We start from the raw sequence: 23,653 nt of genomic DNA on the forward strand, positions 1-23,653 counted from the left end.
GGAACGCGCAGCGCTCCTGACGGACCCCGTTTTATTTTTTAAACAAATCCTTCTTCTTCTGATAGGTTTGGTTAGCCCAATCCACCAAGCGATCCAGACCCATCTTCTCGGCGTTCTTCACCATGCTCTCGTAGTTTGCCACGGCTTCTTCCTCCGACTTCGCCAAGTAGATTTTAACCTTCTCGTTTTTGATCATCTCGTCGATCTTCGTTTTGATCGTCTTCTCTTCCGAATCCGGCTGCAGTTGGATCAAGCCTAGCTCCGGTTTATACTCCACGAACTCCTTTCTCTCCATCAACGCTTTCGTCTTTTGCGTCCCGGGCACATAGCTCAGCATCCCTTCCGTGATGCCGTCGTTGTACAGGTACCACCACTTGATTCCGTTGCTGTTGACGAATTCGGAGTCGGATGGATCGTATTTCAAATTCGGATAGCCTTCGTCGTTCCAGGTCCAATGCTCGCCTTCGACGCCGAACATCGTCAATTTCTTTCCTTCGTCGCTCGCAAGATACTCAAGGAATTTAATCGACGCCTCGGGATCTTTATTGTTCTTCGTAATGAACGTCCCTGCAAAGCCAAGTCCCGAGCTTACGGATATCGTATTTTTGGAGATAGCGCTTGGAAGCATCTTGAATGTGTAGGATCCGCCTGCGTTTTTGACCTTGCTATTGTCCGAGTCTGCAATGCTGACCGTATGCATATGCGCGAATGCCTTCCCGCTGGTCGCATACTGATCGTCGATCTGATCGTTCGTATAGGCGAAGTTCTCCGCCAGAACGTCCCCTTCGCGGTACAGACGGTTCATAAACTTGAAGAAATCCAGCATTTCCGGCTGTCTGATCGCATAGTCCACTTTTCCGTCCCGCTCATACCAGCCGTCCAGAAGGCCCTCGACGCCGAACTGCTGCAGGAAGTATTGCTCGATCCAGTCTTTGTCCATAATCAGCGGAATCATGTCCGGATATTTTTGTTTCACCATACCCAGAACCTTCAAGAAGTCATCGGTGGACGCGATCGGCGGGTTACCGAGTTCCTGCATAATGTCCTCGCGTACCGCGATGCCGGGATTGCCGTCGCTGCCCAGCGCGTATTTATTTTTCGCCATTTCCTCCTGGGTCGCAAAAGAGTTGCGAACCGTGTAGAAATTGCCGTCGTCCATCGAATTGATCGCAACTCGTATCGGATCGATCTTAAAGTCAGGCGCGTATTTCTCGATCAGCTCGTTCCAGGGATAAGACAGCTTCGAATCGGACATCCGAGCGATATTGGAATTCGTAAAGACCAGATCGGGGAGATCTCCGGAAGCGATCATGAGCGGAAGTTGCTTATCATCGGTAGCGACCGTCACATTCAGCTTAACGCCCGTCTTTTCGGTAATTTTTTCGGCGACCGGCCCCTTCCATTCCTTCACTGGATACCAAGACATATCGATAAACAACGACAGTTCTTTTACCTCTTTGTTTTTTGCGGTCATGGACGAGGTGGCGCTGCTGCTTGCGGTGGTCTGCTGATCGTTGTTGTTCGCGCCGCATGCGGTGACCAGCGTCATCGTCGCGAGCAACGATAGGAGCAGCGTTTTCTTCCCCTTATTTCTCTTCAATCGAATCCCTCCGAAAAGTGTTGTTTATATTAAAGCTAACGCTCTAATATCATGCCGTTCATCAGCCCTTTACAGACCCGAGCATAATGCCTTGAATAAAAAATCGTTGAAGGAACGGATAGACGCATACGATAGGCGCGATGGATATGACCATGGCGGCTACCTGAAGCGAGTAGCTGGTAACGCCGGCGGAGGAACTGTTCGCGATGGCTATGGCGTCCATGGGCGCATTGCTTTTATTGATCACCTCCATCATCCGGAAGGCGAGCGTCCGCAAGCTATCCGACTGCACGAAATAAGCGGAATCCAGCCATGAGTTCCATTGACTGACCCCCATGAAAAGCGACATCGTGGCGACCAGCGGCATAGAGACGGGAAGGATGATCCGGTAGAAGATGACCAACTCGCTAGCGCCGTCCATATGCGCCGATTCTTTTAATTCAGCCGGTATCTCCTGGAAGAACGAAATGGCGATCAACAGAAAGAACGTGCTCAGCATGGAAGGAATGACATACACGCCGAACGTATTCAGCAATCCGACGGAACGCAGAACCACATAGTAAGGAATCAAACCGCCGGAAAAATACATCGCGAATATGATGATCGTGAAGTAGCTTTTTCGGAAGAGAAGATCGCGGTGTGACAGCCCGTACGCGACCAGACAGGTGAATAAGACGCCTAAAGCGGCACCGGTAAGCGTTCTCACGATTGTAACAACAAACGCGCGATACCACTTGGGGTCATCCAGAAACTGCGCGTAGTTTTCTAACGAGAACGTCCGAGGCCATAGATAAACGCCTCCAAGAAGCGAATCGGTTCCTTTATTAAAGGAAAGAATCAGGACATAATAGAATGGATACAGCATGGATAGCGTCAGAATGGCCAGGATGACATATACCAAAGAATCCATGATAAGGTCTTTTCGTTTCTGGCTGAGCGGCATGTCCGTTCCCCTTTCCTGAGAATAAACTCGATCCCGACGAGCGTTTGGCAATGTAGTTGCTGGAGAAGATCAATACGACGGAAATGACGGATTGGATCAAATCGATCGCTGCGGCATAGGAAAATCTTCCGTCCCTTAATCCCACCTTGAAGGCATAGGTTTGCACGATTTCCGAGGTCGGATTGTTGATGCTGTTGCCGAAAAGGAAAGCCTGCTCGAAGTTGGAACCGACCAGTCCGCCGCCCAGTATGCTTCCGATCGTCAGAATGAGCACGACGACGATCGTTCCTTTCATACCTGGAAACGTAATATGGCGAATTCGAGCCAAGCGACCGGCGCCGTCGATCTGGGCGGCTTCATAGAGCGAAGGATTGATGCCCGCGATCGCGGCCAGAAAGATAATCGTCCACCAGCCCATTTCCTTCCAGACGGCGCTCCCCGTCGCAAGTCCCCAGAAGTAGTTAGGGTTCGTCAGGATGTCCAGCGGTTTGTCGATGAATCCAAGCCCCAGCAGCGCCTTGTTGACGATCCCGACGTCCGTCGACAAGAAGGCAAAAGCAATGCCGACGACAACGACCCACGAAATGAAGTGGGGCAAGTAGCTGATCGTTTGGACGAATCGCTTGAATCGAACATTTTTGACTTCGTTCAACAGAATGGCCAGCAGGATCGGAGCCGGAAAAGCGAAAAAAACTTTTAGAAGGCTCAATATCAACGTATTGCGCACGATCATTCCGAATTGATAATCGTTTACGAACTCATCGAAATGCTTTAGCCCCACCCACTCGCTTGTAAAAATACCCTTTATTCCGGTAGAGATGGAATACTGCTTAAAGGCCATCAGTATCCCGAACATCGGCGTGTAGGCGAAGACCAACAAAAAAGATCATGCCGAGTCCGACGAACAGATGCAGCGTTTTTTGTTTTTTTGAATCGCTTCCAAAAATGAGATCGATGTTCTGTTTTTCCTGTCATTTCTCTTGTCTGCGTACTCAGTTCCATATCGGCGCCTCCTTCGTATTCAGTGTACCTTCCGAGACAAAGTCGTCGAAAGCCAACATTCTTAAGAAAGCGTTGTCATTTTTGAAGATAGGATGGCAAGGTGACCGGACAATAGCATCCCGTTGCCGCCGTTCAAATCGGTTTGCGATCCGCATAGAATGCCGCGATATCGTCCCGCTCTCTTCAGCGTCTCATCGTCATTTTTCCCGCAAAAAGATCGAGGTACCAGATCTGTGTTTTTCCTGGCTTAATAACTGCAAGGCACGCGCCATAAGCGCATCTTCCTGTCATCTTCGCCGAGCGCACTGTAGTAGGTCGCATGGACCTGATAATAAACCGATTTTTCTCCGTGAAGATCTTTAACCATTCCGCCTCTTGAGACGACTGTATCAATGAGCTTCTGTATGCGCTCCTCCGGAATAAGTCCCTTTTCTAATGCGTCAATAACGAGCCCCGGCAAAAAAGAAATCATACGTCAAATAACCTTTAGATGCGATTGCTTCATAAAAACTTTCACTATAGCTGGCATGAATTCCCTGTCCTTTTTGACGATGCGGCAGGATTCACTTCATACATAATCTTTTACGTCCCCAATTCGTCCCCAAACGCAAATTGTCATCGAGTGATTCACCATTTGCGGGAAATCAAAAAAACAAAAAAAACCCTTGCTATGCAAGGGTTTGAAGTATTTAATCTTTGGTGGAGCCAAGGGGGATAACGATATCCCGATTAAACTTGCTGACGAAGCCTATTCATCGATGTAGAGCGCTGTGGTAGATATCGATGCCATGCTCGTCCGCCTCCGGCTCCCTGCGCGTGGAACGCCCCCTGGGGTTCGCCCCCTTCGGGGCTCCACCAAATGCAAAAAACACGCCTCATCGGCGTGTCTGAAATTTGCATTTGGTGGAGCCAAGGGGGGATCGAACCCCTGACCTCATCGCTGCCAGCGATGCGCTCTCCCAGCTGAGCTATGGCCCCGTATGATCTGTCGTTCGTTGGCGACAAGAATGATCTTATCACAGGAGCAAAAGACATGTCAACAATCTTTTGAATAAACTTTTGAAAGAAATGGCTTGCTCGTTTCTTCGTTATAATGAAGCATAAAGCTCTGCCCAATCAATGCGAGCAGAGCCTGTCCGCCATCCAACGATCGTTCGGTCAAATCCCGTGCTTATTAATCAATACATTCAACTCTTTAAGGAACATGTTGATGTCCTTGAACTGACGGTATACCGACGCGAAACGAACGTAGGCGACCTCGTCGACCGGGTACAGCTGCTCCATGACGCTCTCGCCGATCATGTTGCTGTCGATCTCGGCCTGGGCGGTGTTGCGCAGCTCGCGCTCGACGTTGGAGACGAGGATCTCGAGCTGTCCGACGGACACCGGGCGCTTCTCGCAGGCGCGCAGCAGTCCGCGCAGCAGCTTTTCACGGCTGAACTCCTCGCGGCTCCCGTCTTTCTTGATCACGATCAGCGGCGTCTCCTCGACCATCTCGAACGTGGTGAAGCGGCGATTGCACGATTCGCATTCGCGGCGCCGGCGGATCGACTTGTTGTCGTTCGCAGGACGGGAGTCCAGCACCTTCGTACCGTTGTAGTCGCAATAAGGACATTTCATATGTCGACGGCTCTCCTTTGACGCGAGAAACTTTTTTTTAAATTTCCAAGCCTTCCCTTACATGATTCCGGGGATAAGGCACATAATACGTTTACCAACCGCGAGGAGGTGAACAACATGAGCCAAAACAGCGGCAACAGCAACAACCTGGTAGTCCCTCAAGCTTACGGTGCGCTTGATCAACTGAAGTATGAAGTTGCTCAAGAACTCGGCATCGCGATCCCGCAAGACGGATACTACGGGAACATGGTTACTCGCGATACCGGATCGATCGGTGGCAGCATCACCAAGCGTCTGGTCCAAATCGCCGAGCAACAACTCGCAGGCCGTTTCTAAGTTCATGCTCTTCACCTAGGTACTTCAATAACAAGGAGTCCTGAAGCTTCGTGCTTCAGGGCTTCTTTTCCATTTTAACGCGCTTAAGACCAATTGTCATACAGTTCGTCGTATTTCTTGCGGTAAAACAGCACCTTTTGCACATAGCGACGGGTCTCTCCGTAAGGAATGTCCGACAGCGTCTCCTCCCGGCCGTCCCAGATGCCCTCCCGCAGCCATTGCTTCACCTTGCCCGGCCCCGCATTGTAGGCGGCGAGCGACTTGACCGTGTCGCCTTCGAACTGCCGCAGCAGTTCCTTGAGATACCAGGCCCCCAGGCGAATGCCAGCGTCCGCCCGCTCGCCGGCCAGCTTGGTCGTGATGCTGCCGAAGTCGTCCTGCTTTAAAATCCAATCTGCGGTGTCCGGCATGATCTGCATGATCCCGATCGCGCCCTTCGGGGACACGGCGTCCGGCACGAAGTTGGATTCGACCCGGATGACGGCCGCGATCAGACGCGGATCGACGGCGTAACGGTCCGCATTCGACTGAATTTCCTTCTGATACTGGATGGGATACACCATCTTGCCCAGCCATTCCGAACGGATGAACAGCAGCGCGACGACGATGATGAGCAGCGCGAGAAACCATCGTTTTCGCTTCGGTCTTGTCCGCTTTTTGCTCATAACGTCACCGGTCCCGAACGGAGCGACCGCCAGAAGCGATCCAACTGCGCTTCCGTCTCCGCGACCGTGCCGCTGTTGTCGATGACGTAATCGGCCAATCGCCGCTTTTCTTCGATATCCATCTGAGCGCCGATTCGCTTGTCCGCTTCCTCCGGCGATAGCCCGTCGCGCCCGATCAGGCGCGTCCGCTGCACCTCCCGAGGAACGTACGCGACCATGACGCCCTCGTATACATGCTGAAGCCCCGACTCGTACAGCAGCGGAATATCCGCCACGACCAGCCTGTCGGGCCGCTCCGCTTCCAGCGCGGCGACCCGCTCGCGCATCAGCTCGCGAATGGCCGGATGCGTGATCGCCTCCAACGCTTTACGCTCTTCCGCGTCCGCGAATACGATCGTGCCCAACATGCGCCTGTCGAGCGAGCCGTCCGCTTGAATGACGCGGTCTCCGAACCGCTCGGCGATCCGGACGAGCGCGGCTTGTCCAGGTTCGACAATTTCCCGGGCAATTCGATCAGCGTCGACGAGCGCCGCTCCGCGGGCGACCAGCATGCGTGCGACTGTGCTCTTGCCGGTGGCAATGCCGCCGGTCAATCCGATGTTCATCCTGCATAACCTCCTTGCGGCGGCTTAATAAGCCGACTTTCGATCCGTTCAAACGGACGGGGACGTTGCGGGCCTCGGCGAGTCGTTCGCCGCCAACCTGTCGCATCGCCCAACCATGCCATTATCCCCTCGGCTCAGAATCGTGTCCATGTACCGGTTGCCGACCCTGCCGCTGAGTCAATGGGATAATGGCATGAACCAAATAAAGCGCGCATTGCGGCGGACGTTCAAGAGGCGTGCATCAGCTTGAATATGCCCATTACGATCAAAATAATGCCCGGCAATACGGTAAGCCGCTGCACCCAACGCAGACCCGCCGCCAAAAATCCGACGCGCATGCCCGCCCAAAGAACCATGCCGCTCGCCGCGGCGATCAGAAGAGCCGTCGGCATGGCCGGGAACCCCACGAGCGCCGCCCCGATGCCGGCGCCGAAAGCGTCCAGCGATAACGCGATGCCGAGCAGCAGCGCTTCTCCCGATGTGATGATGCCCGACCGGTCGACGTCGGCGATCGAAGGCGTCCGCAAAATTTGAATGATCAGACCGAATACGCGCAGCTCAAGCGTCAGCATCGGCACAGCGCCATCGGCGTCCGCCGCATGCGACGCTTGCTCGACGGTTCTGGCAGCCGGATATCCGCCATCCATCGCGCTTGTCGCGTCAGCTTTTTTCTCGCCACCGTCTGCAGTACTGCCGTCCGACGCGCGATTCCCGTCGTCGTCTGCCTTGCGATTTCGCGCGAATTGAATTAATGCCCAAGTCCCGATCCCGATCAAGATCGCCGCGCCGACAGCTTTGGATCCATACGGAGACAGCCATCCGGCGATAAGCGATCCGACGAGCATGGAAATGAGGATAACCGCGCCCGAGCAGGCCGCGATGATCGCGATCGACGTGAGCGGGATGCGAATCTTGCGCAGACCGTACGTAATGCCGACACCGAAGCCATCCAGACTGACTGCGAACGCGAGAAACAACAATGATGCCGAATGTGCGAGCATGACCGTACCTCCTGCATGGCGTAGACATGCCGACGAGCCCGGGTAGGGATCGACGGTTCTGTTCATCCTATGCAGAAAGGCAGGCGAATGCCCGCTTCGATTTCAAACAATCGGTTACGATTCGCTCGCGACGGCGCCGTCCAGCCTGCGCTTAACGGCACTTCCGCTTTCGCGGTACCGTTTGGACGCAGCCGCGCTGACGCCGCTCGCCGGGCCAGCCGCGCCTTTCGGCGGCTTCTGGCACTTCGCGCACACATGCGTGCCGCGTCCGCCGACGACCGACTTGGCTATCGGATGACCGCAGGCCGGACAGGCCTCGCCGGTCCTGCCGTATACGCGCAGCCGATGCTGGAACATCCCCATCTCGCCCTGTCCGTTAACGTAGGACTTGACCGAAGAGCCGCCGGCTTCGACTGCCGCCGTCAGCGTCGTCACGATCGCCTCGTGCAGCCGACGCCAGTCCTTCGGCTTCAATTCGCCGGCCATCCGCTCCGGATGAATGCCTGCCAGATGAAGCGCCTCGTCTACATAAATATTGCCGAGCCCCACGATCCATTCCTGATTGAGGAGCAGCGGCTTGATCTTCGTATTCCGGCGGCCCAGCGAGCCTCGCAGCGCTTCCGCGGTGAAGCCCGCTTCGAGCGGCTCGAGCCCGAGCTTCGCGAGCGGCGGCGACGCGAGCTCCTCGCCGGCGGGGAACAGATGCATCGTGCCGAATTGACGCACATCCGTATACCGCAGCGCGGTGCCGTCCGTAAAGTGGAAAATGACGTGCGTGTGCTTGTCGAGCGGCGCGTCGTCCGCGAACAGGCCGTAGCGTCCTTCCATGCGCAGATGGGAGACGAGCACGAGTCCGTCCAGCATCAGCCGCAGAAACTTGCCCCGCCGCTCGACGGCCGTGAACGTCCGCCCTTCCAGCATCGCGCCGAACAGGTCTGGATCGTCCGGCTTTTGCAGAATGCGCGGCAGTCGCACCGTGACCGCCCGAATCCGCTTGCCTACGATCAGTTCGCTCAGCGTACGCCTGACCGTCTCTACCTCCGGGAGTTCCGGCATTTTCGTTCATCCTTTCTCTAAGGTGACTGTCGATCCGCTGCCGTCCGATCCGGCACGCGACGCTTATTTCGCCTCGTACCAGTTGACGCCCGCGCTGACCTCCGCCTTCAGCGGCACGTCGAGCGGCAGCGCGGAGGCCATCACTTCCGGCACGAGCTTTTTCATCGTATCCAGCTCTTCCGGCGGCACCTCGAATACGAGTTCGTCATGCACCTGAAGCAGCATCCGGCTTTTCAGCCCCTTGTCCCTGAGCGCCTCGGCCATACGAACCATGGCAAGCTTGATGATGTCGGCGGCCGTGCCCTGGATGGGCGTATTCATCGCGGTGCGCTCAGCGAACGAACGAAGGTTGAAGTTCGACGAGCGGATGTCCGGCAGATAGCGGCGCCGCTCGAGCAGCGTCTTGACGTAACCGTCCTGCTTCGCCTGGGCGACGATGTCGTCCATATACCGGCGCACGCCCGGGAAAGCCGCGAAGTACTGCTCGATAAAGGACGCCGCTTCCTTCCGCGTGATGCCGAGATTCTGGGACAGGCCATAGTCGCTGATGCCGTACACGATGCCGAAGTTGACGGCTTTGGCGCTGCGGCGCATATTGCCGTCCACCTGCTCGGCGCTGACGCCGAACACGTCCATCGCGGTTTTCGTGTGCACGTCCATTTCCAGACGGAATGCTTCCTTGAGCCCTTCGTCCCCGGAAATATGCGCCAGCACCCGAAGCTCGATCTGCGAGTAGTCGGCGGCGAGAATCAGCCAGTCCGGCTCGGAGGGCACGAACGCCTTGCGAATCTGACGTCCCTCCTCCATGCGGATCGGGATGTTCTGCAGGTTCGGATATTGGCTGCTCAGCCGTCCCGTCGCGGCGATCGTCTGTCGGTAGTAAGTGTGAATCTTGCCGTCCTCCGGCCGAATTTCCTTCAGCAGGCCCTCGATGTATGTCGACTGCAGCTTGGCGAGCTGGCGGTAGTGCAGGATAAGCCGCACGATCTCGTGGTAAGGCTCCAGCTTCTCCAATACTTCCGCGTCCGTCGAATAGCCGGTCTTCGTCTTCTTGACGACGGGCAGGCCGAGCTTGTCGAACAGCACCTCGCCCAGCTGCCGGGTCGAGCCGATGTTGAATTCGAAGCCGGCGATCCGGTAGATCTCGCTTACGATCTGGCCGATTCGCGCCTGGAAGTCCTTGCCCAGCTCTTCGAGCGCTTCGGCCTGCGCGACGATCCCCTGCTTTTCCATATCGGCAAGGATGATCGCGAGCGGCTGCTCGAGCTCGTAAAACAGCGGCTTCATGCCCGCCTCTTCGAGCTCGGCCGCCTGCCGCGAGGCGAGCCGCCGGACCGCGTCCGCCTTGGCCGCCAGATGCGCGGCCAGCGCCTCCTGCTCCGGCACGCGGAACTTCGCGCCCTTGCCGTAGGCCGCCTCGTCCGATGCGATGCCGGGCAAGCCCGTCTTCGCGAGCAGTCCGGCGAGCGACGGGTCTGCGTCTGTCGGGTCGAGCAGGTACGCCGCGAGCAAGCAGCAGAACGCCTGGCCGCGCAGCTCGAGTCCGTGACGCGCCAGCACGAGCTCCGCGCGGTGCAGGTCGTAGCCGGTCTTCGGCGCGCCGGCGTCGGCGAGCCAATCTCTCAGCGGCGCGGCTTCGGGCGCCGAGTGCAGCGCCTCGAACGGCAGCGCGTATACCCGCTCTCCCGCGGCGATCGCGATGCCGATGCCTTCGCTCTGATGCGGGTTGTCGCCATTCGCATCAAGGACGAAGCTCTCGGCATGCGGGAGCGCCTCCGCGAGCGCCGACCAGTCCGCGGCATCGTGCACGCGCACGGTCTCGTAGGCGGCTGCGGCTTGCGGCGACGGACGCCGCGTCCGCTTCGCCCTCGCTCAGCGCCAGCCGCTCGATGAGCGACTTGAACTCGAGCTTGCGCAGCGCCGCGAGCAAAGCCGGATGCTCCGCGCCTTCCCAGGCAAGCTGCTCCCAGCTCCGCTCGACCGGAATTTCGCGCAGGATCGTCGCCAGCTCCTTGCTCATTTTCGCCGATTCCATGTTGCCGCGCACGTTCTCGCCGAGTTTGCCTTTGATCTCCCCGGCATGGGCCAGCACTTCCTCGACGCTGCCGTATTCCGCTAGCAGCTTGAGCGCGGTCTTCTCCCCGACGCCGGGAATGCCCGGAATATTGTCCGAGGCATCGCCCATCAGACCCTTCAGATCGATGATCTGAAGCGGCGTGAGCCCGTACTTCTCCCCGATCGCCTCCGGCGTATAGCGCTCCGTCTCGCTCACGCCCTTGCGCGTGAGGAGCACGCTCGTCCGCTCGGACGCCAGCTGCAGCATATCCTTGTCGCCCGAGACGACGACCGCCTCGATGCCCGCTTGCTCGGCCTGCTTCGTCAGCGTGCCGATAATATCGTCCGCCTCGTAGCCGGGAATCTCGTAACGGAAAATCGAAAACGCGTCCAAAAGCTCCTTGAGCAGCGGAAACTGCTCGGACAGCTCCGGCGGCGTTTTTTGCCGTCCGCCCTTGTACTCGGCGAAGCCTTCGTGGCGGAAAACCGTCTTGCCCGCGTCGAACGCCACGAGCAGGTGCGTCGGGCGCTCCTCCTCGAGTACCTTGAGCAGCATCGTCGTGAACCCGAACACCGCGTTCGTATGCAAGCCGGCGGAATTCGTCAGCGGCGGCATCGCGTAGAACGCCCGGAATACGATACTGTTGCCGTCGATCAAGAGCAGCTTGTCCCGCCCGCCATCTACTTGAGTGGTTTTCCATCTGTTCGCCATCGGTTTACGCACGCTCCATCCGTTCTTCTTCCATTAACAACAATCATACCATAAACCCCGAAGGCCGGGCGACGACCGGCGCCGATCCCTCATTAAGGAAAGTTTAAGCACCCGGCGTCCGCGGGCTGTGTTAAGATGGCTATGAAATTCAAACAGTAAGGAGAGTTCCGCGTTGACCCAACCGAGGCGCTACATTCCGGAGATCAACTTGTTGCGCGCGATGGCGATACTGGCCGTCGTCATGATTCATTCCACGAGCAATGCCCTGGTTCAGCTGCAGACGTCTTCTTCCTTTTACGGCTTATACGTGTTCCTGCACGAGTTCGCCGTGTTCGCCGTGCCTGCCTTTATTTTTATCAGCGGCTTCGTGCTGACGTACAATTACGCGGGCAAGCCTTTGAACGGCGGCACGATCGCGACTTTTTTACCGCAAACGCATTTGGGGAGCCGTGCTCCCGTACGCGATTTTCAGCTTGCTGTATTTTTTTTCTAAAAAAAGGATTTCGCGCCGCCCCCCGATTCGGCGACCAAATTTCTGGGACAACTGCTCACCGGACAAGCTTACGGACACTTGTACTTCATGTTCGTCATCATCCAGTACTACGTCCTGTTCCCCATCCTGCTGCTCGCGCTACGCAGCGGCTGGGCGCGCCGCCACATCTGGTGGATCGGCATCGTGCTTCAATTCGCCTACTTTTACTTGAACCGCGAATACATCGTCCACCAGTCCGGATGGCCGAACGTGCTCCATCGCACCGGGCAGCCTGTTCATCTCGTACTTCGGCATATTCGCCGTCGCGATGTGGATCGCCATCCACTACGAGCGGATTCTGGCGTGGTTCGCGGACCGTCCCGCCGTTCGCCGGCTGTCCGTGATCCTCGCGTACGCGCTGTGGATTGTGTCCGGCGCCTATTACGTTTATTTGCGCTATCAAGGCATGGTAAATAAGGACTGGGCCGACGGTCAGGTTTTCGCCTACACGCAGTTTGTGTTCAATCTCATGTCCGCGATCTCGCTGTTCCTGCTCTCGAACGCGTTGATACGCCGGCCCAAGGCGGTATGGACCCGCACGCTCGGCAATATCGGCGTCTGCTCGTTCGGCATCTACCTCATTCATCCCGCCGTGCTGTATTATTACCGCGACATCCCGGTTCCTGGCGGCAGCCTGGCGTTCCACGTTTATTACGCCTGCGAATTCCTGTCCGCGCTCCTCGTAGCTTGGGGCATCGCTTGGGCGATTCAGCGCAACTTCCGGTGGGCCTGGATCCTGTTCGGCACCTCCTCCGTACCTAAAAAGAAGGCAACGGCTTCCCGTTAAAAAATAGAGAGCAGCCTTATTTCATAGCCAATTCCGGCGCAAAAATGGAAGGCCGTCCTTGCGGGCGGCTTTTTTGTTCGCCGTTTCTTCACGAATTCAACGCAACTTTTGATTGCCGCTTTCGTCTAGAATAGAGTCGAATGCAACCGTAATCGTCGGATTTTATGAAGTAAAAGGAGACTTTGGCACTATGAATTGGAAGCTCGAAAGACAACGCTTGATCAAATGGCTCACCGCGGCCGCGCTCCTCGTCACGCTGCTCGCCCCGACGGCCTCTCACGTCGCTACGGCGGCCGGCCCCGGCGACAACGTTCTTACGCTCACCCTGAACAAAGCCCAAGTATCGGTCAACGGCACGACGTACGCCTCGCCGCAGCCTGCGCTCATCGTCAAAGGCGTTACCTATGCGCCCGTATCCATGTTGGCTGCCCGATTCGGCTACAAGATTACGTACAACGCCGCCTCCAGGTCGTATACGATATCGACGGACGGCAACGCGGTCGAATTCAAGACAGGCAGCACTGCCTTCTGGCTGAACGGCGCGAAGGTGGCCTCGTCCGGCAAGACCTATATTTACAACGGCAGCCTGATGGTGCCGCTGCGCGACTGGGTCAAGGCGACCGGCTCCACGCTGTCGGCTGCGCCCGGCACCGTATCGCTTACCTGGAGCGTCGCGCCGACCGCCGACTTCAAGGTCGATCAGGACGTGATTTATGCCGGCGAGACGCAGGTCACTTACACCAGCCTCTCCAAAAATCCGAGCAAGATCTGGTCCGAGAGCTGGGACGGCAATTTAAGCGTATTCCCCGAACCCGGTACATACGTGATCTCCCGCAGCGTGCAGGACATGGCCGGCAACTGGCTTGACCCGTACACGGTCACGATCACCGTGCTCCCGCCGAACCAGCCGCCGGTCGCGCAGTTTACGACCGACAAGGACACGTATATGATCGGCGAGCCGATCACGTACACGGACCAGTCGTACGACGACGAGAACGCGATCGTGTCGACCGAGTGGTCGAACAACAAGCGCGGCTTCTTCGTATCCGGCCCGCAGACGATCTCGCTTCGCGTGACCGACAGGCACGGCAGCATTTCGGACTTTTCCAAGACGATCAACATCACGACGGACGTCATGTATACGGAGAAGGAATTCAATGAGCGCTTCACCCTCGTGGGCGACAAGTATCCGATCGTCGGCGCGGACGTCCTCAAGATTCCGACCGTGCCTTATACTTTCTATAATACGAACCGGGCGCTTATCGCCTCCGACAGCCCCGAGGATCTGACGGGACCGGGCGTTCTGTATCGCGATACGCTGTCCGGCGACCTCCGCCTGTTCCTGTACCATCAGAATCTCGGCGCCGAGCCGCTCAAGATTTACCTCGCCGCGACCAACGAGAGCGCGACCGAATCGGCGGCGCTCGATCTCGGCGCATGGGGCAGCGCGGGACCCGAGACGTTCGGCGCTTATACGGGCAAGATGGCGGCGATCCGCTATCTGGATTCGCGCGACAACCTGTCGACCACGACGACCTGGCTGGCGCCCGGCGCGACCAAGCTGATCGTGCCCGAGCTGAACCAGAAGGCGCTGTCCAAAGGCCAGACCTTCTCCGCCTACGCGGATCTCAGCACGTCCACGAACGTCAAGTTCACGCTGTTCGCCGTGAAGAGCGGCGACGATCCGCTTGCCACGCTGCCGACGCTCGGCGTCATGAAGCGCGACGGCAAGCATATCCGCGGCACCTTCCAGGGCGCCGACCGCGAGATCGTCATCAACGACACGCTGGGCGATACGCCGAAGCGCATCGTGTTCGGCGACCACAGCATCGACCCGGCGCTCGACGGCATCGACCAGTTGAACGGCCAGCCCGAGAACAACTGGGGCAACTTCGGCGTCGTCTACCACATGACGGTGCAGGTCAAGGCAAACACTCTCATCTCGCTTAACGCGCGAGGCGGCATTTACACCGGCGCCTTCCTCGTCAACGGCGTGAAGGTGCCCGTCACCAACACGAGCATCCTGGAAAATCCGAACGTCGCGACGCCGGTTTATCGCACCGGACAGTACAATGAGACGGTCGAGATCTCGTACCTGACGGCGCTTGGCTCCAATCTGCCGATCACGCTCATGTTTATTCCGATGAAATAACGCAACAAAGAAAGGTTTCGACGTCCTTAAAGACGGCGAAGCCTTTTTTTTATTCGGAGACGACTCAATAAAGTATAGAACGAGCTTCTTCGGCCTTTAGATTGCGCATACGCGCGGCTCGGATGGACTGGGGAGCCGTTATTTTTGTGCAAATCGCGAGTGGCGGGCCGCTCGCGGACCCAGGCGCCGCTATTGCGGGATTTCCTGCCTTTTTCAGCCTCCATCTGCTCGAATAACGTCCCTACAGTCCTAAACGATCACCATTCGGATAGATTTTAAAGCAATAACGTCTCCTGTGTCCGATAGCCCTTGACTGACTTGCCTTCAGCGGCTGCCCGCATCTTTTTGGCACAACCGAAATGCGTGAGGTCGACAGCCCAAGCGCCGCCTCGCCGAACGTCAGGATAGCCGCAGAACAGCCGCAGGGCAGCTCGCCGCGCGAAGTGAGGCGGAACGTATCGTCTGTCCCCCTATATCCGGGCATTCCCCCCGTTCAGTTGCATCTTGCCGCGCCGCATGCTACTATTTTTAAATCGACATATTTGCAGGTCTATAACAGGAGGTTCAAGCGCCGATGTGCCCCCGAACGAAAGAACAAAACGAGCTCATCCGCATGCAGCGCAGAGAGCAGATTCTGGACGCCGCCGCGCGCGCCTACTTCCGGACGGGCGGCAGCTTCGATATTCGCGATGTCGCGTGCGAGGCCGAGCTCGGCTACGGAACGGTGTACCATTACTATCCCAACCGGCATTTATTGATCGAAGACGTGCTGAGCAGCGGCTTCGAGCGATCCGAGCAAGCTTTGGAAAAATGGGCGGACGACTGCGGCGGCAGCCCGGACGAGAAGCAGCTATTGACGTATTGCAGGACGCTGCTCGCGCTTTGGCAGTCGGACCCCAGAGCGTATCTCGTCTACAAGATGGCCTCCGAGCATTACGCCGGCCTGCCCGAGAAGGACCGCCACGTCAGCAAGCGACGTTTCATGGAACGGCTGTATACGCCGCTCCAATCGATCGCCCGCCGCGAGGACGACAGCGTCGACCATATGCTTGCCGTGCTCGTCGGCTGCTGCGGGTTGCGCTACTATGCAGGCACGTCCGACCTGGACGTCGATCGAATCGTCCGGCTCGCCATGCAAGCTATTACGAAGGAGTCCTGATACGACCATGATCATCTTAAAAAGCAAGCATGAAATCGAAGCCATCCGCAAGGCATGTCAGGTCGTCGCCGAATGCCATCGTAACATCGCGCCGCTGATCCAACCGGGTATCACCACCAACGAGATTAATCGTATATTCGAGGAGATCATGTTGAAGCACGGCGCAAAACCATTTCAGATAGGCTACAAGGGCTATCCCTATGCGACCTGTGCCTCCGTCAACGACGTAATCGCCCATGGGTTCCCCAGCGATAAACCGCTTGAAGAAGGCGATATCGTGACGATCGATACGGTCGCGGAGCTGGACGGCTGGCTGGGCGATTCGGCCTGGACCTATGCGGTCGGGCACATCTCGCCGACGGCCGACAAGCTGATGCGCGTCACGAAGGAATGCCTGGACCTCGGCATCTCTCAGGCGCAGCCCGGCCATCGGCTGGGCGATGTGACGAGCGCCATCCAGCGGCATGCCGAGTCGAACGGCTTCGGCGTCGTGCGCGATCTTCTCGCGCACGGCATCGGACGTGACCTGCACGAGGATCCGAACTATATGCACGTCGGCAAACCCGGCAGAGGGCTTCGCCTCAAGGAGGGCATGGTGTTCACGATCGAGCCGATGATTACCGAGGGGACCTATGAGATGACCATCGATGCGGACGGCTGGACAGCGCGGACGCGGGACCGCAAGCTCGCCGCCCAGTACGAGCATACGATCGCCATCACGTCGGAAGGTCCGCAGATTTTAACCGCACAATCGTAACGAGGAAGAGGAAGTCGACCAATGAACCGGTCGACTTCTTTTTTTGTGCGCTGCCATAAACGCAAAAAAAGGCGTTCTCCTTGCAGTGTCAAGCTCTGCAAGAGGAACCACCTTCATCGCGAAGTTTTACAGCATGCTGCGTCCGCGCGCTTTAAGGTTACTGATTCAGATCGGGACGCGTGCCGACGACGAGGAAAACGACGTTCTCGCCGATGTTCGTCGCATGATCCGCGATCCTCTCGATGTAGCGGCCGACAAAACACAGGTTCATTGCCTGGCCGACGTTTTTTTGGTTCTCGCCGGCCATCTCGAACAACTCGCGCAAAATCTGGGAGTAAAGCGCATCGATCCTATCGTCGTCCTTGGCCATTTTGTAGGCCAGGTCGACGTTCTCGTCGATGTAGGAACGAATCGACTCGCCGATCATCCCTTGCGCCAGCGTCGCCATGCGCGGCAGGTCCACGAGCGGCTTGATCAGCGACTGGCCTTCCAGCCGAATCGCGACTTTGGCGATGTCGACGGACAGGTCGCCCATCCGCTCAAGGTCCGAGGAGATTTTGAGCGCCACGAGGATGCGGCGCAGATCCTTCGCCACGGGCTGCTGCGTCGCGATCAGCTTGGACCCCAGATCCGCGATGCGCTCCTCGAGCCGGTTCAGCTCAGGGTCGGCTTTGACGATCCGCTGCGCGAGCGGACCGTTCAAGCCCTCCAGCGCCTGCATCGCGTCGCCGAGCGCCTTCTCCACGCGGTCCCCCATCTCCACCAGCATGTTCTGCAGTTGTACGAGTCCGATATCGAATTCCCTTCTTGCCGTCATTAGCCGATTGCCCCTTCCCGGTCGTTTAACCGAATCTGCCGGAGATATAGTCCTCCGTCCTTTGATCGCGCGGCGCCCGGAACAGCTGCTCCGTGTCCGCCGACTCCACTACCTCTCCGTTCAGGAAAAACACCGTCCGGTCCGAAATTCTGGCTGCCTGGTGCATGTTATGCGTGACCATGACGATCGTATAACTTTTTTTCAGCTCTCGGGTGAGCTCCTCGATCTTCGTCGTGGAGATCGGATCGAGCGCCGAGGTCGATTCGTCCATCAGCAGGATGTCCGGCTCGATGGCAAGCGCGCGCGCGATGCAAAGTCGCTGCTGCTGGCCGCCCGACAGGCCCCAGGCCGACTTCTTCAATACGTCCTTGACTTCGTTCCAAAGCGACGCCGAGCGCAAGCTCTTCTCGACGATGCCGTCCAGCTCGGACTTTTTTGGTCACGCCGTGAAGGCGAGGGCCATAGGCGACGTTATCGTAGATCGTCTTCGGAAAAGGATTCGGCTGCTGGAACACCATGCCGACCCGCTTCCGAAGAAATTCGACCTCCGTCTGCCCGTCGTAAATGTTGCGGTCCTGGATGACCACTTCGCCCTCGATGTGCACGCCGGGGATCGTATCGTTCATGCGGTTGAGCGTCCGCAGCAGCGTCGACTTGCCGCAGCCCGAAGGGCCGATGAACGCCGTGATGCTCTTTTCGGGAATGGACAGATCCACGTTTTTAAGCGCATGGAACTTCCCGTAGTAAAGCTGCAGCCGTTTGGTCTCGATAATCACTTGCGCTCCTCCTCCTCGTTGGGCTTTGGCTCCGCGGTCCCGTCCCGCGTCCTGCCGGTCGCCGGCGGCCGCCCGTTCATGCGCCGTCGCTCGCGCGATCAGCCGAAACGCCCGGAGATGTAGTCGTCCGTCGACTTGCGCGACGGGTTGGTGAAAATCTTGTTCGTCTCGTCGTACTCGACCAGATCGCCGAGGAAGAAAAACGCCGTCTTGTCGGATACGCGCGCGGCCTGGTGCATGTTGTGCGTGACGATGACGATCGTATAGTCCCGCTTCAGCTCGGCGATCAGCTCCTCTACCTTGGCGGTGGACACGGGGTCAAGCGCGGAGGCCGGTTCGTCCATGAGCAGAATGTCGGGCTTGACCGCGATCGAGCGCGCGATGCACAGACGCTGCTGCTGGCCGCCGGACAACGCGAGGCCGGATTGGTGCAGACGATCCTTGACCTCGTCCCACAGCGCCGTCTTGCGCAGGCATTCCTCGACGAGCTCGTCGAGCGCGGCTTTGCTTTTCACGCCATGATAGCGCGGGCCGAACGCGACGTTTTCGTAGATCGACTTGTGAAACGGATTCGGGCGCTGCCATACCATCCCGATCTTCTGGCGGAGCCGCACGACGTCCGTCTTCGAATCGCAAATGTTGTGGCCGCCGATCCAGATCTCCCCTTCGATCGAAGCGCCCGGGATCAGATCGTTCATTCGGTTGAGCGACCGCAGAAACGTCGACTTGCCGCAGCCCGAGGGTCCGATGAGCGCGACGACCTGACGATCCGGGAACGCCATGCTGACTTGCTTGATCGCCTGCTTTTCGCCATAGAAGACGGACAGGTCCTTGGTGTAAAACGCGGGCGGCGGCGCGGCTTGCGTGCGGGCGGCTCCGCTTGCTTCCGGCTTGGACGGCGCAGGCTTCGGCGTCTCCGCGGACGCTGGCTTCGATCCGGACGCAGGCGGTGCAGGCGTTGCGGAGGGCGCAGGCGGCAGGACGGTTCCCGTGCCGGCGTTAAGTGCGTTTGCGCCAGGCGAATGGGCCGGCAAGGTGGCATTTGCCGGATGTTGGCCGGCTGCCGGAGCGGCATTGCGCTGCGTCTCCGTCTTATCGGATGCGATCAAAGTCACGATGAATTCCTCCTTTAGGTTCCAGGCGATCCGGCCGACGCCGGTCTTACCGTCCTGCCGTCAGCTTGCGGTACAGCACGCGGCCAAGCCAGCGGGCGCCGAGGTTGAATACGAGCACGGTAATGATGAGCACGGCCGAAGCGCCAGCCGCAATCTGCGCGGCATCCGGCGCGAGCCCTTCGCTGTTGACCTTCCAGATGTGCACGGCGAGCGTCTCGGCGGGACGGAAAGGATTCAGCGGCGACGTATGGTGCAGCGGATTCCAGTCCGTGAAGTCGAGCCGCGGCGAGCTCATGCCGGCCGTGAACAGCAGCGCGGCGGCTTCGCCGAATACGCGGCCGGCGGCGAGGATCGTGCCCGTGACGATGGCGGGCAGCGAGATCGGCAGCATGACCGTCGTGATCGTGCGCCAGCGGGACAGCCCGAGCGCGAGCCCGGCTTCCTTCTGCTCGCGCGGCACGGCCCGAAGCGCCTGTTCGGTGATGCGAACCATGAGCGGCAGGTTGAACACGGTCAGCGCGAGCGCGCCGGACATGAGCGACAGCCCGAGGCCGAAGCGGTTGACGATGACCAGAAGGCCGAACAGGCCGACGACGATCGACGGGAACGAAGACAGCACCTCGACGATCAGACGGATGAACGCGGTCAGCCGGTTTTGCTTGGCATACTCGCTCATGTAGATGCCCGCGCCGAGACCGAGCGGCACCGTGATGATCATCGTCAGCACGAGCAGGAACAGCGAGTTGAACAGTTGGGGTCCGATCCCGCCGCCCGCGCGGATCGATTCGGGCGGCGAGGTGAGGAAGTGCCAGCTGATATGGCCGAGCCCGCGGATTAGCAGGTAGCCGAGCAGCGCGGCAAGCAGCGCGATGATCAAAAAAGCCGACGCCGACGATGACGCCGGTCATGATGCGGTCTACGGATTTGGCCTTCACGCGTGCTTCACTCTCCTCTCCAGCAGCCGGACGACGAATACGAACAGGAACGTCATGATCAGCAAAATGAGCGCAAGGCTCCACAGCGCGTTGTTGTGCAGCGAGCCGCTCGTCGTATTGCCCATCGACAGCGTGATGATGCTCGTCAGCGTCGCTGCGGATTGGGTCAGCGAGTGCGGGATGTGCGGCGCGTTGCCGATGACCATCTGCACGGCGAGCGCTTCGCCGAACGCGCGGGCGATGCCCAGCACGACGCCGGTCATGAGCGACGGCAGCGTCGTCGGAATGACGAGCCGCGAGATCGTCTGCCAGCGCGTGGCGCCGAGCGCGTAGGAGCCTTCCTTCAGGCCGGCGGGCAGGCTGCGCAGCGCGTCCGTCGCGACGGTCGTGATCGTCGGGAGAATCATGACGGACAGCACGATGCCGCCCGCCAGTATGCCGACGCCCTGTCCGGGGAATACGTCCCGGAGGAAGGGCACGACGACGCTGAGGCCGACGAAGCCGTAGACGACCGAGGGAACGCCGGCGAGCAGCTCGATCGCGGGCTGCAAAATATTTTTGCCGACCTTGGGCATCATCTCGGTCATGAAGATCGCGGCGCAGATGCCGAGCGGCGCGGCGATGACGGCGGCGAGCAGCGAAGTCGCGAAGGAGCCGAACAGAAACGGCAGCGCGCCGAAGCGCGGCGTGTCCGCTTCGGGCGACCACTTCAGGCCGCCGAGCATCTCGCCGACGCTCACGCCCTGGCTCGCGAACGGCGTCAAGCCTCTCGAAGCGATAAAGTAGACGATCGAAAAGATGATGACGATCAGCAGCAGCACGCAAAACATCACGTATCCTCTGCCGCGGAGCTCCTCCAGCTTGTGCTTCGGAAATTTGCCGCGTCCGTCCTTCGCGACGGCATCCGCAGCCGGGCGGGTTTGGGTCAAATTCATGCGAGCCTCTCCTTAACGTGGCAAGAGAGGCGCCCGTTACCAGGTCCGCCTCTGCCGGCTATTCTCGTGCATTATATTTATTATTTGTTGGATACTTTGCCTTCCACGTCGCGCGTAACCTTCATGTCGCTGACAGGGATGTAGCCCAGATCCTTCACGTCGGTGCCTTGAATTTCGTCGCTCAGCATGTAGTCGAGGAATGCCTTGACCGCGCCTTCAGGCTCGCCCTTCGTGTACATGTGCTCGTATGCCCAAACCGGATAAGTGCCGGACGCTACGTTTTCGGCCGTCGGCTCAACGCCTTCGTACTTCAGCGCTTGAATCGAGTCGTCGAGGTAGGAGAGCGCCAGGTAGCCGATTGCGCCGGGCGTTTCGGAGACGAGCTTGCGAACCGTGCCGGATGCGTCTTCCGTGATCGAGTCGGGCAGATCTTCAGACTTCGCGCCGAGGGCGAAGTTTTCGAACGTAGCGCGCGTGCCGGAGCTTGCGGGACGGTTGACGAGGACGATTTTTTGATCCTTGCCGCCGACGTCCTTCCAGTTCGTCACTTTACCGGTGAAGATGTCGACCAGCTGCGCTTTCGTCAGGTTGTCCACGCCTACGTCCTTGTTGGAGACGGCTGCGATCGACACGACCGCGACTTGGTGGTCGACGAGCTCTTTCGCTTTTTCCGCGTCGGCATCCTTCAGCTTCTCTTCCGCGAACACGTCGGAGTTGCCGATTTGCACGGTGCCTTCCGATACTTGGGACAGGCCGGCGCCGCTGCCGCCGCCGTTCACGGTGATCGTGACGTCCTTGTTGAGATCCATGAACTTCTTGGACGCTTGGTCGACCAGCGGTTGAAGCGCGGTGGAGCCCGCTGCGCTGAAGGCGCCGCTTACTGCCGCGCTTGCCGGAGCGCTCGACGATCCGCCTGCGTTCGCGTTATTGGCGTTGTTGTTTTTTCCGCAAGCGGCAAGCGAGATGCTAAGTGCGAGCGTCGTCAGTACGAGCAGAGATTTTTTCAAGGAATAGAGCCCCTTTCAAATTGTGTTTATATGTTTGCTCTCAAGCACATCTCTGATTCTAGCGGCCAATCGTCAATCTTGTATTCGCGTATTGTTAACGCAATGTTAAAAATGTCGTTCGTTAATATTTTTCTTTCTTTAATATTTTTCTTCGGGCGAAGCGTTCATCTGCGCGGCGAGCTTGGCGACCTGCGCGGCGATTTGCTCCGACATGGCCGACGCCTCGCGGGAAGCCGTCTCGAGATGCTCGGTTCCTTTTGCGTTTACGGAGCTTTGCGCCCAGAGCCGGCCGAACGTCTCTTCCGCCTTGCGCACCTGCAGCATGCCGCGGTCCGCGCCCTCTTTGCCTTCGCGGACGTGCGCGGCCGCGGCCGCCGCAGAAGCCGCCATGCCGCCCAGCTGTTCGCGGATCTGGCCGGCCTGCGACTTCGTCTCGTCGGCGAGCTGGCGCACTTCTTGCGCGACGACGGCGAAGCCCAGTCCGTGAGCGCCGGCCCGCGCCGCTTCGATCTGGGCGTTGATCGCGAGCAGGTTGCATTGATCCGCCAGCTGCGCGATCATCTTGGCGATGCCGACCGTGTCCGACACGCGGGCGAGCAGCTCGTCCACCGACTTGGCCTGGCGATCCGCGGTCTCCGTCCAGAGGCGGAAAAGTCCGAGCATCTCGGTCAAATCTTCCTTGCCGTGCTCCGCCAGCTCCGCGATCTCCAGACTCCCCCGCGCGAGACTCCGAAGCCTCGCCGGCCAACCGATCGACCGCGCCGCGAATGTCGCGCAGCATCCGTTCGGCGCCGCGCACCGTCGCCATCTGCCGTCCGGCGAGCTCCCTGCGAAGCAGCCGCGAGAGCTGAAGCAGGTCGCTGACCGTCAGCACGCCGTTAAAGACGCCGCCGTTCGTCATAATCACGGCATCGTAGATACGCTCTTCGTCGCGCGACATCGCGCGGTCGATCAGCTCCTGCGGCGACAGATCGGTCTCGGCGATCATCGCCATGACGTCCGTCAGCTTCGAGACGGGCTTGTCCGCGAACAGCGGCATGCCGTACAGCGAGCCGATTAACTTAAAGAAGCGATGACGCATGACGA

General features: G+C 58.6%; 21 protein-coding genes, 1 tRNA gene and 3 pseudogenes. 7 read left to right on the forward strand and 18 right to left on the reverse strand.

Annotation, left to right across the window (positions count from 1 at the left end):
• Positions 1-31 precede the first annotated feature (31 nt).
• The 5 genes from OMP40_RS01480 to nrdR all read right to left on the reverse strand — a co-directional run bounded on the left by OMP40_RS01480 (position 32) and on the right by nrdR (position 5,165).
• Entirely contained in the window at positions 32-1,600 is a 1,569-nt protein-coding gene (locus OMP40_RS01480) for an extracellular solute-binding protein (RefSeq protein WP_277528585.1), read from the reverse strand.
• A gap of 61 nt (positions 1,601-1,661) precedes the next feature.
• A complete protein-coding gene (locus OMP40_RS01485) occupies positions 1,662-2,543 on the reverse strand; it encodes a carbohydrate ABC transporter permease (RefSeq protein ID WP_277528587.1) in 882 nt (293 codons plus the stop codon).
• Positions 2,425-3,276 carry an ABC transporter permease gene (locus OMP40_RS01490; protein ID WP_420871870.1) on the reverse strand — a complete coding sequence of 284 codons (852 nt, stop codon included), beginning with the start codon at positions 3,274-3,276 and terminating at the stop codon, positions 2,425-2,427. Before OMP40_RS01490 ends, OMP40_RS01485 begins: the two co-directional genes overlap by 119 nt.
• Before the next feature lie 1,170 nt (positions 3,277-4,446).
• Positions 4,447-4,523 (reverse strand) — tRNA-Ala (locus OMP40_RS01495).
• A gap of 180 nt (positions 4,524-4,703) precedes the next feature.
• Positions 4,704-5,165: a transcriptional regulator NrdR gene (gene nrdR / locus OMP40_RS01500; RefSeq protein ID WP_090113883.1), complete on the reverse strand. Its 462-nt coding sequence runs from the start codon at positions 5,163-5,165 to the stop codon at positions 4,704-4,706.
• Positions 5,166-5,282: 117 nt separating this feature from the next.
• Here nrdR and OMP40_RS01505 point away from each other — a divergent pair, with 117 nt between their 5' ends.
• Positions 5,283-5,501 carry an alpha/beta-type small acid-soluble spore protein gene (locus tag OMP40_RS01505; RefSeq protein ID WP_277528592.1) on the forward strand — a complete coding sequence of 73 codons (219 nt, stop codon included), beginning with the start codon at positions 5,283-5,285 and terminating at the stop codon, positions 5,499-5,501.
• An 83-nt stretch (positions 5,502-5,584) separates the two neighbouring features.
• Here the strand turns inward: OMP40_RS01505 and OMP40_RS01510 are convergent, their stop codons facing one another.
• The 5 genes and pseudogenes from OMP40_RS01510 to polA form a co-directional block, all read right to left on the reverse strand.
• Positions 5,585-6,166 carry a lytic transglycosylase domain-containing protein gene (locus OMP40_RS01510; RefSeq protein ID WP_277528594.1) on the reverse strand — a complete coding sequence of 194 codons (582 nt, stop codon included), beginning with the start codon at positions 6,164-6,166 and terminating at the stop codon, positions 5,585-5,587.
• The gene (gene coaE / locus OMP40_RS01515) at positions 6,163-6,771 is read right to left on the reverse strand and encodes a dephospho-CoA kinase (RefSeq protein ID WP_277528596.1); all 609 of its coding nucleotides are present in this window, start codon (positions 6,769-6,771) and stop codon (positions 6,163-6,165) included. The genes OMP40_RS01510 and coaE overlap by 4 nt, the downstream gene beginning before the upstream one ends.
• A 227-nt stretch (positions 6,772-6,998) precedes the next feature.
• Positions 6,999-7,772 carry an MntP/YtaF family protein gene (locus OMP40_RS01520; RefSeq protein WP_277528598.1) on the reverse strand — a complete coding sequence of 258 codons (774 nt, stop codon included), beginning with the start codon at positions 7,770-7,772 and terminating at the stop codon, positions 6,999-7,001.
• 114 nt (positions 7,773-7,886) lie between these two features.
• On the reverse strand, positions 7,887-8,828 hold the full coding sequence (gene mutM / locus OMP40_RS01525; protein WP_277528600.1) for a DNA-formamidopyrimidine glycosylase: 942 nt from the start codon (positions 8,826-8,828) through the stop codon (positions 7,887-7,889).
• A 63-nt stretch (positions 8,829-8,891) separates the two neighbouring features.
• Positions 8,892-11,595 (reverse strand): annotated as a pseudogene (gene polA, locus OMP40_RS01530) (DNA polymerase I).
• Positions 11,596-11,767: 172 nt separating this feature from the next.
• Here polA and OMP40_RS01535 point away from each other — a divergent pair.
• Positions 11,768-12,088 (forward strand): acyltransferase family protein, encoded by a 321-nt coding sequence (locus OMP40_RS01535; protein WP_277528602.1) that lies wholly within the window; start codon positions 11,768-11,770, stop codon positions 12,086-12,088.
• 138 nt (positions 12,089-12,226) lie between these two features.
• On the opposite strand, the gene OMP40_RS01540 is transcribed toward OMP40_RS01535, so the two are convergent.
• Positions 12,227-12,409 carry a hypothetical protein gene (locus OMP40_RS01540; RefSeq protein WP_277528604.1) on the reverse strand — a complete coding sequence of 61 codons (183 nt, stop codon included), beginning with the start codon at positions 12,407-12,409 and terminating at the stop codon, positions 12,227-12,229.
• Here OMP40_RS01540 and OMP40_RS01545 point away from each other — a divergent pair.
• From OMP40_RS01545 to map, 4 genes are all read left to right on the forward strand, one after another.
• Complete coding sequence (locus OMP40_RS01545; RefSeq protein ID WP_277528606.1) at positions 12,396-12,914, forward strand: acyltransferase family protein; 519 nt, start codon at positions 12,396-12,398, stop codon at positions 12,912-12,914. The genes OMP40_RS01540 and OMP40_RS01545 overlap by 14 nt on opposite strands.
• 190 nt (positions 12,915-13,104) lie before the next feature.
• Positions 13,105-15,066: a copper amine oxidase N-terminal domain-containing protein gene (locus OMP40_RS01550; RefSeq protein WP_277528608.1), complete on the forward strand. Its 1,962-nt coding sequence runs from the start codon at positions 13,105-13,107 to the stop codon at positions 15,064-15,066.
• A gap of 574 nt (positions 15,067-15,640) precedes the next feature.
• Positions 15,641-16,225, forward strand: a complete 585-nt coding sequence (locus OMP40_RS01555) for a TetR/AcrR family transcriptional regulator (protein ID WP_277528609.1) — start codon at positions 15,641-15,643, stop codon at positions 16,223-16,225.
• Between the two features lie 7 nt (positions 16,226-16,232).
• Positions 16,233-16,982, forward strand: a complete 750-nt coding sequence (gene map / locus OMP40_RS01560) for a type I methionyl aminopeptidase (RefSeq protein WP_277528611.1) — start codon at positions 16,233-16,235, stop codon at positions 16,980-16,982.
• Between the two features lie 157 nt (positions 16,983-17,139).
• Here map and phoU read toward each other — a convergent pair whose 3' ends face one another.
• From phoU to OMP40_RS01595, 7 genes and pseudogenes are all read right to left on the reverse strand, one after another.
• A complete protein-coding gene (gene phoU, locus OMP40_RS01565; RefSeq protein ID WP_277528613.1) occupies positions 17,140-17,799 on the reverse strand; it encodes a phosphate signaling complex protein PhoU in 660 nt (219 codons plus the stop codon).
• A 25-nt stretch (positions 17,800-17,824) separates the two neighbouring features.
• Positions 17,825-18,575, reverse strand: a pseudogene (pstB, locus tag OMP40_RS01570) (phosphate ABC transporter ATP-binding protein PstB).
• Between the two features lie 98 nt (positions 18,576-18,673).
• A complete protein-coding gene (gene pstB / locus OMP40_RS01575) occupies positions 18,674-19,402 on the reverse strand; it encodes a phosphate ABC transporter ATP-binding protein PstB (RefSeq protein WP_277529194.1) in 729 nt (242 codons plus the stop codon).
• A gap of 334 nt (positions 19,403-19,736) precedes the next feature.
• Positions 19,737-20,625, reverse strand: a pseudogene (gene pstA, locus OMP40_RS01580) (phosphate ABC transporter permease PstA).
• A complete protein-coding gene (pstC, locus tag OMP40_RS01585; RefSeq protein ID WP_277528615.1) occupies positions 20,622-21,560 on the reverse strand; it encodes a phosphate ABC transporter permease subunit PstC in 939 nt (312 codons plus the stop codon). The pseudogene pstA and the gene pstC overlap by 4 nt, the downstream one beginning before the upstream one ends.
• A gap of 80 nt (positions 21,561-21,640) precedes the next feature.
• Positions 21,641-22,567, reverse strand: a complete 927-nt coding sequence (locus tag OMP40_RS01590) for a PstS family phosphate ABC transporter substrate-binding protein (protein ID WP_277528616.1) — start codon at positions 22,565-22,567, stop codon at positions 21,641-21,643.
• Between the two features lie 138 nt (positions 22,568-22,705).
• Positions 22,706-23,230: a methyl-accepting chemotaxis protein gene (locus OMP40_RS01595; RefSeq protein WP_277529196.1), complete on the reverse strand. Its 525-nt coding sequence runs from the start codon at positions 23,228-23,230 to the stop codon at positions 22,706-22,708.
• A 16-nt stretch (positions 23,231-23,246) separates the two neighbouring features.
• On the opposite strand from OMP40_RS01595, the gene OMP40_RS01600 reads away from it, so the two are divergent.
• Positions 23,247-23,627 (forward strand): hypothetical protein, encoded by a 381-nt coding sequence (locus OMP40_RS01600; protein ID WP_277528618.1) that lies wholly within the window; start codon positions 23,247-23,249, stop codon positions 23,625-23,627.
• Positions 23,628-23,653 lie beyond the last annotated feature (26 nt).

Origin of the sequence: Cohnella rhizosphaerae, from assembly GCF_029525575.1 — a bacterium.
GTDB classification, from domain to species: Bacteria; Bacillota; Bacilli; order Paenibacillales; family Paenibacillaceae; genus Cohnella; species Cohnella rhizosphaerae.

Bases quoted from the DNA above. Each gene is read 5' to 3' on its own strand.
- OMP40_RS01485 (WP_277528587.1), bottom strand. From the start codon at position 2,543: ATGCCGCTCAGCCAGAAACGAAAAGACCTTATCATGGATTCTTTGGTA.
- OMP40_RS01490 (WP_420871870.1), bottom strand. From the start codon at position 3,276: ATGATCGTGCGCAATACGTTGATATTGAGCCTTCTAAAAGTTTTTTTC.
- nrdR (WP_090113883.1), bottom strand. From the start codon at position 5,165: ATGAAATGTCCTTATTGCGACTACAACGGTACGAAGGTGCTGGACTCC.
- OMP40_RS01505 (WP_277528592.1), top strand. From the start codon at position 5,283: ATGAGCCAAAACAGCGGCAACAGCAACAACCTGGTAGTCCCTCAAGCT.
- OMP40_RS01510 (WP_277528594.1), bottom strand. From the start codon at position 6,166: ATGAGCAAAAAGCGGACAAGACCGAAGCGAAAACGATGGTTTCTCGCG.
- coaE (WP_277528596.1), bottom strand. From the start codon at position 6,771: ATGAACATCGGATTGACCGGCGGCATTGCCACCGGCAAGAGCACAGTC.
- OMP40_RS01520 (WP_277528598.1), bottom strand. From the start codon at position 7,772: ATGCTCGCACATTCGGCATCATTGTTGTTTCTCGCGTTCGCAGTCAGT.
- mutM (WP_277528600.1), bottom strand. From the start codon at position 8,828: ATGCCGGAACTCCCGGAGGTAGAGACGGTCAGGCGTACGCTGAGCGAA.
- OMP40_RS01545 (WP_277528606.1), top strand. From the start codon at position 12,396: ATGTGGATCGCCATCCACTACGAGCGGATTCTGGCGTGGTTCGCGGAC.
- OMP40_RS01540 (WP_277528604.1), bottom strand. From the start codon at position 12,409: ATGGCGATCCACATCGCGACGGCGAATATGCCGAAGTACGAGATGAAC.
- OMP40_RS01550 (WP_277528608.1), top strand. From the start codon at position 13,105: ATGAATTGGAAGCTCGAAAGACAACGCTTGATCAAATGGCTCACCGCG.
- OMP40_RS01555 (WP_277528609.1), top strand. From the start codon at position 15,641: ATGTGCCCCCGAACGAAAGAACAAAACGAGCTCATCCGCATGCAGCGC.
- map (WP_277528611.1), top strand. From the start codon at position 16,233: ATGATCATCTTAAAAAGCAAGCATGAAATCGAAGCCATCCGCAAGGCA.
- phoU (WP_277528613.1), bottom strand. From the start codon at position 17,799: ATGACGGCAAGAAGGGAATTCGATATCGGACTCGTACAACTGCAGAAC.
- pstC (WP_277528615.1), bottom strand. From the start codon at position 21,560: ATGAATTTGACCCAAACCCGCCCGGCTGCGGATGCCGTCGCGAAGGAC.
- OMP40_RS01595 (WP_277529196.1), bottom strand. From the start codon at position 23,230: ATGCTCGGACTTTTCCGCCTCTGGACGGAGACCGCGGATCGCCAGGCC.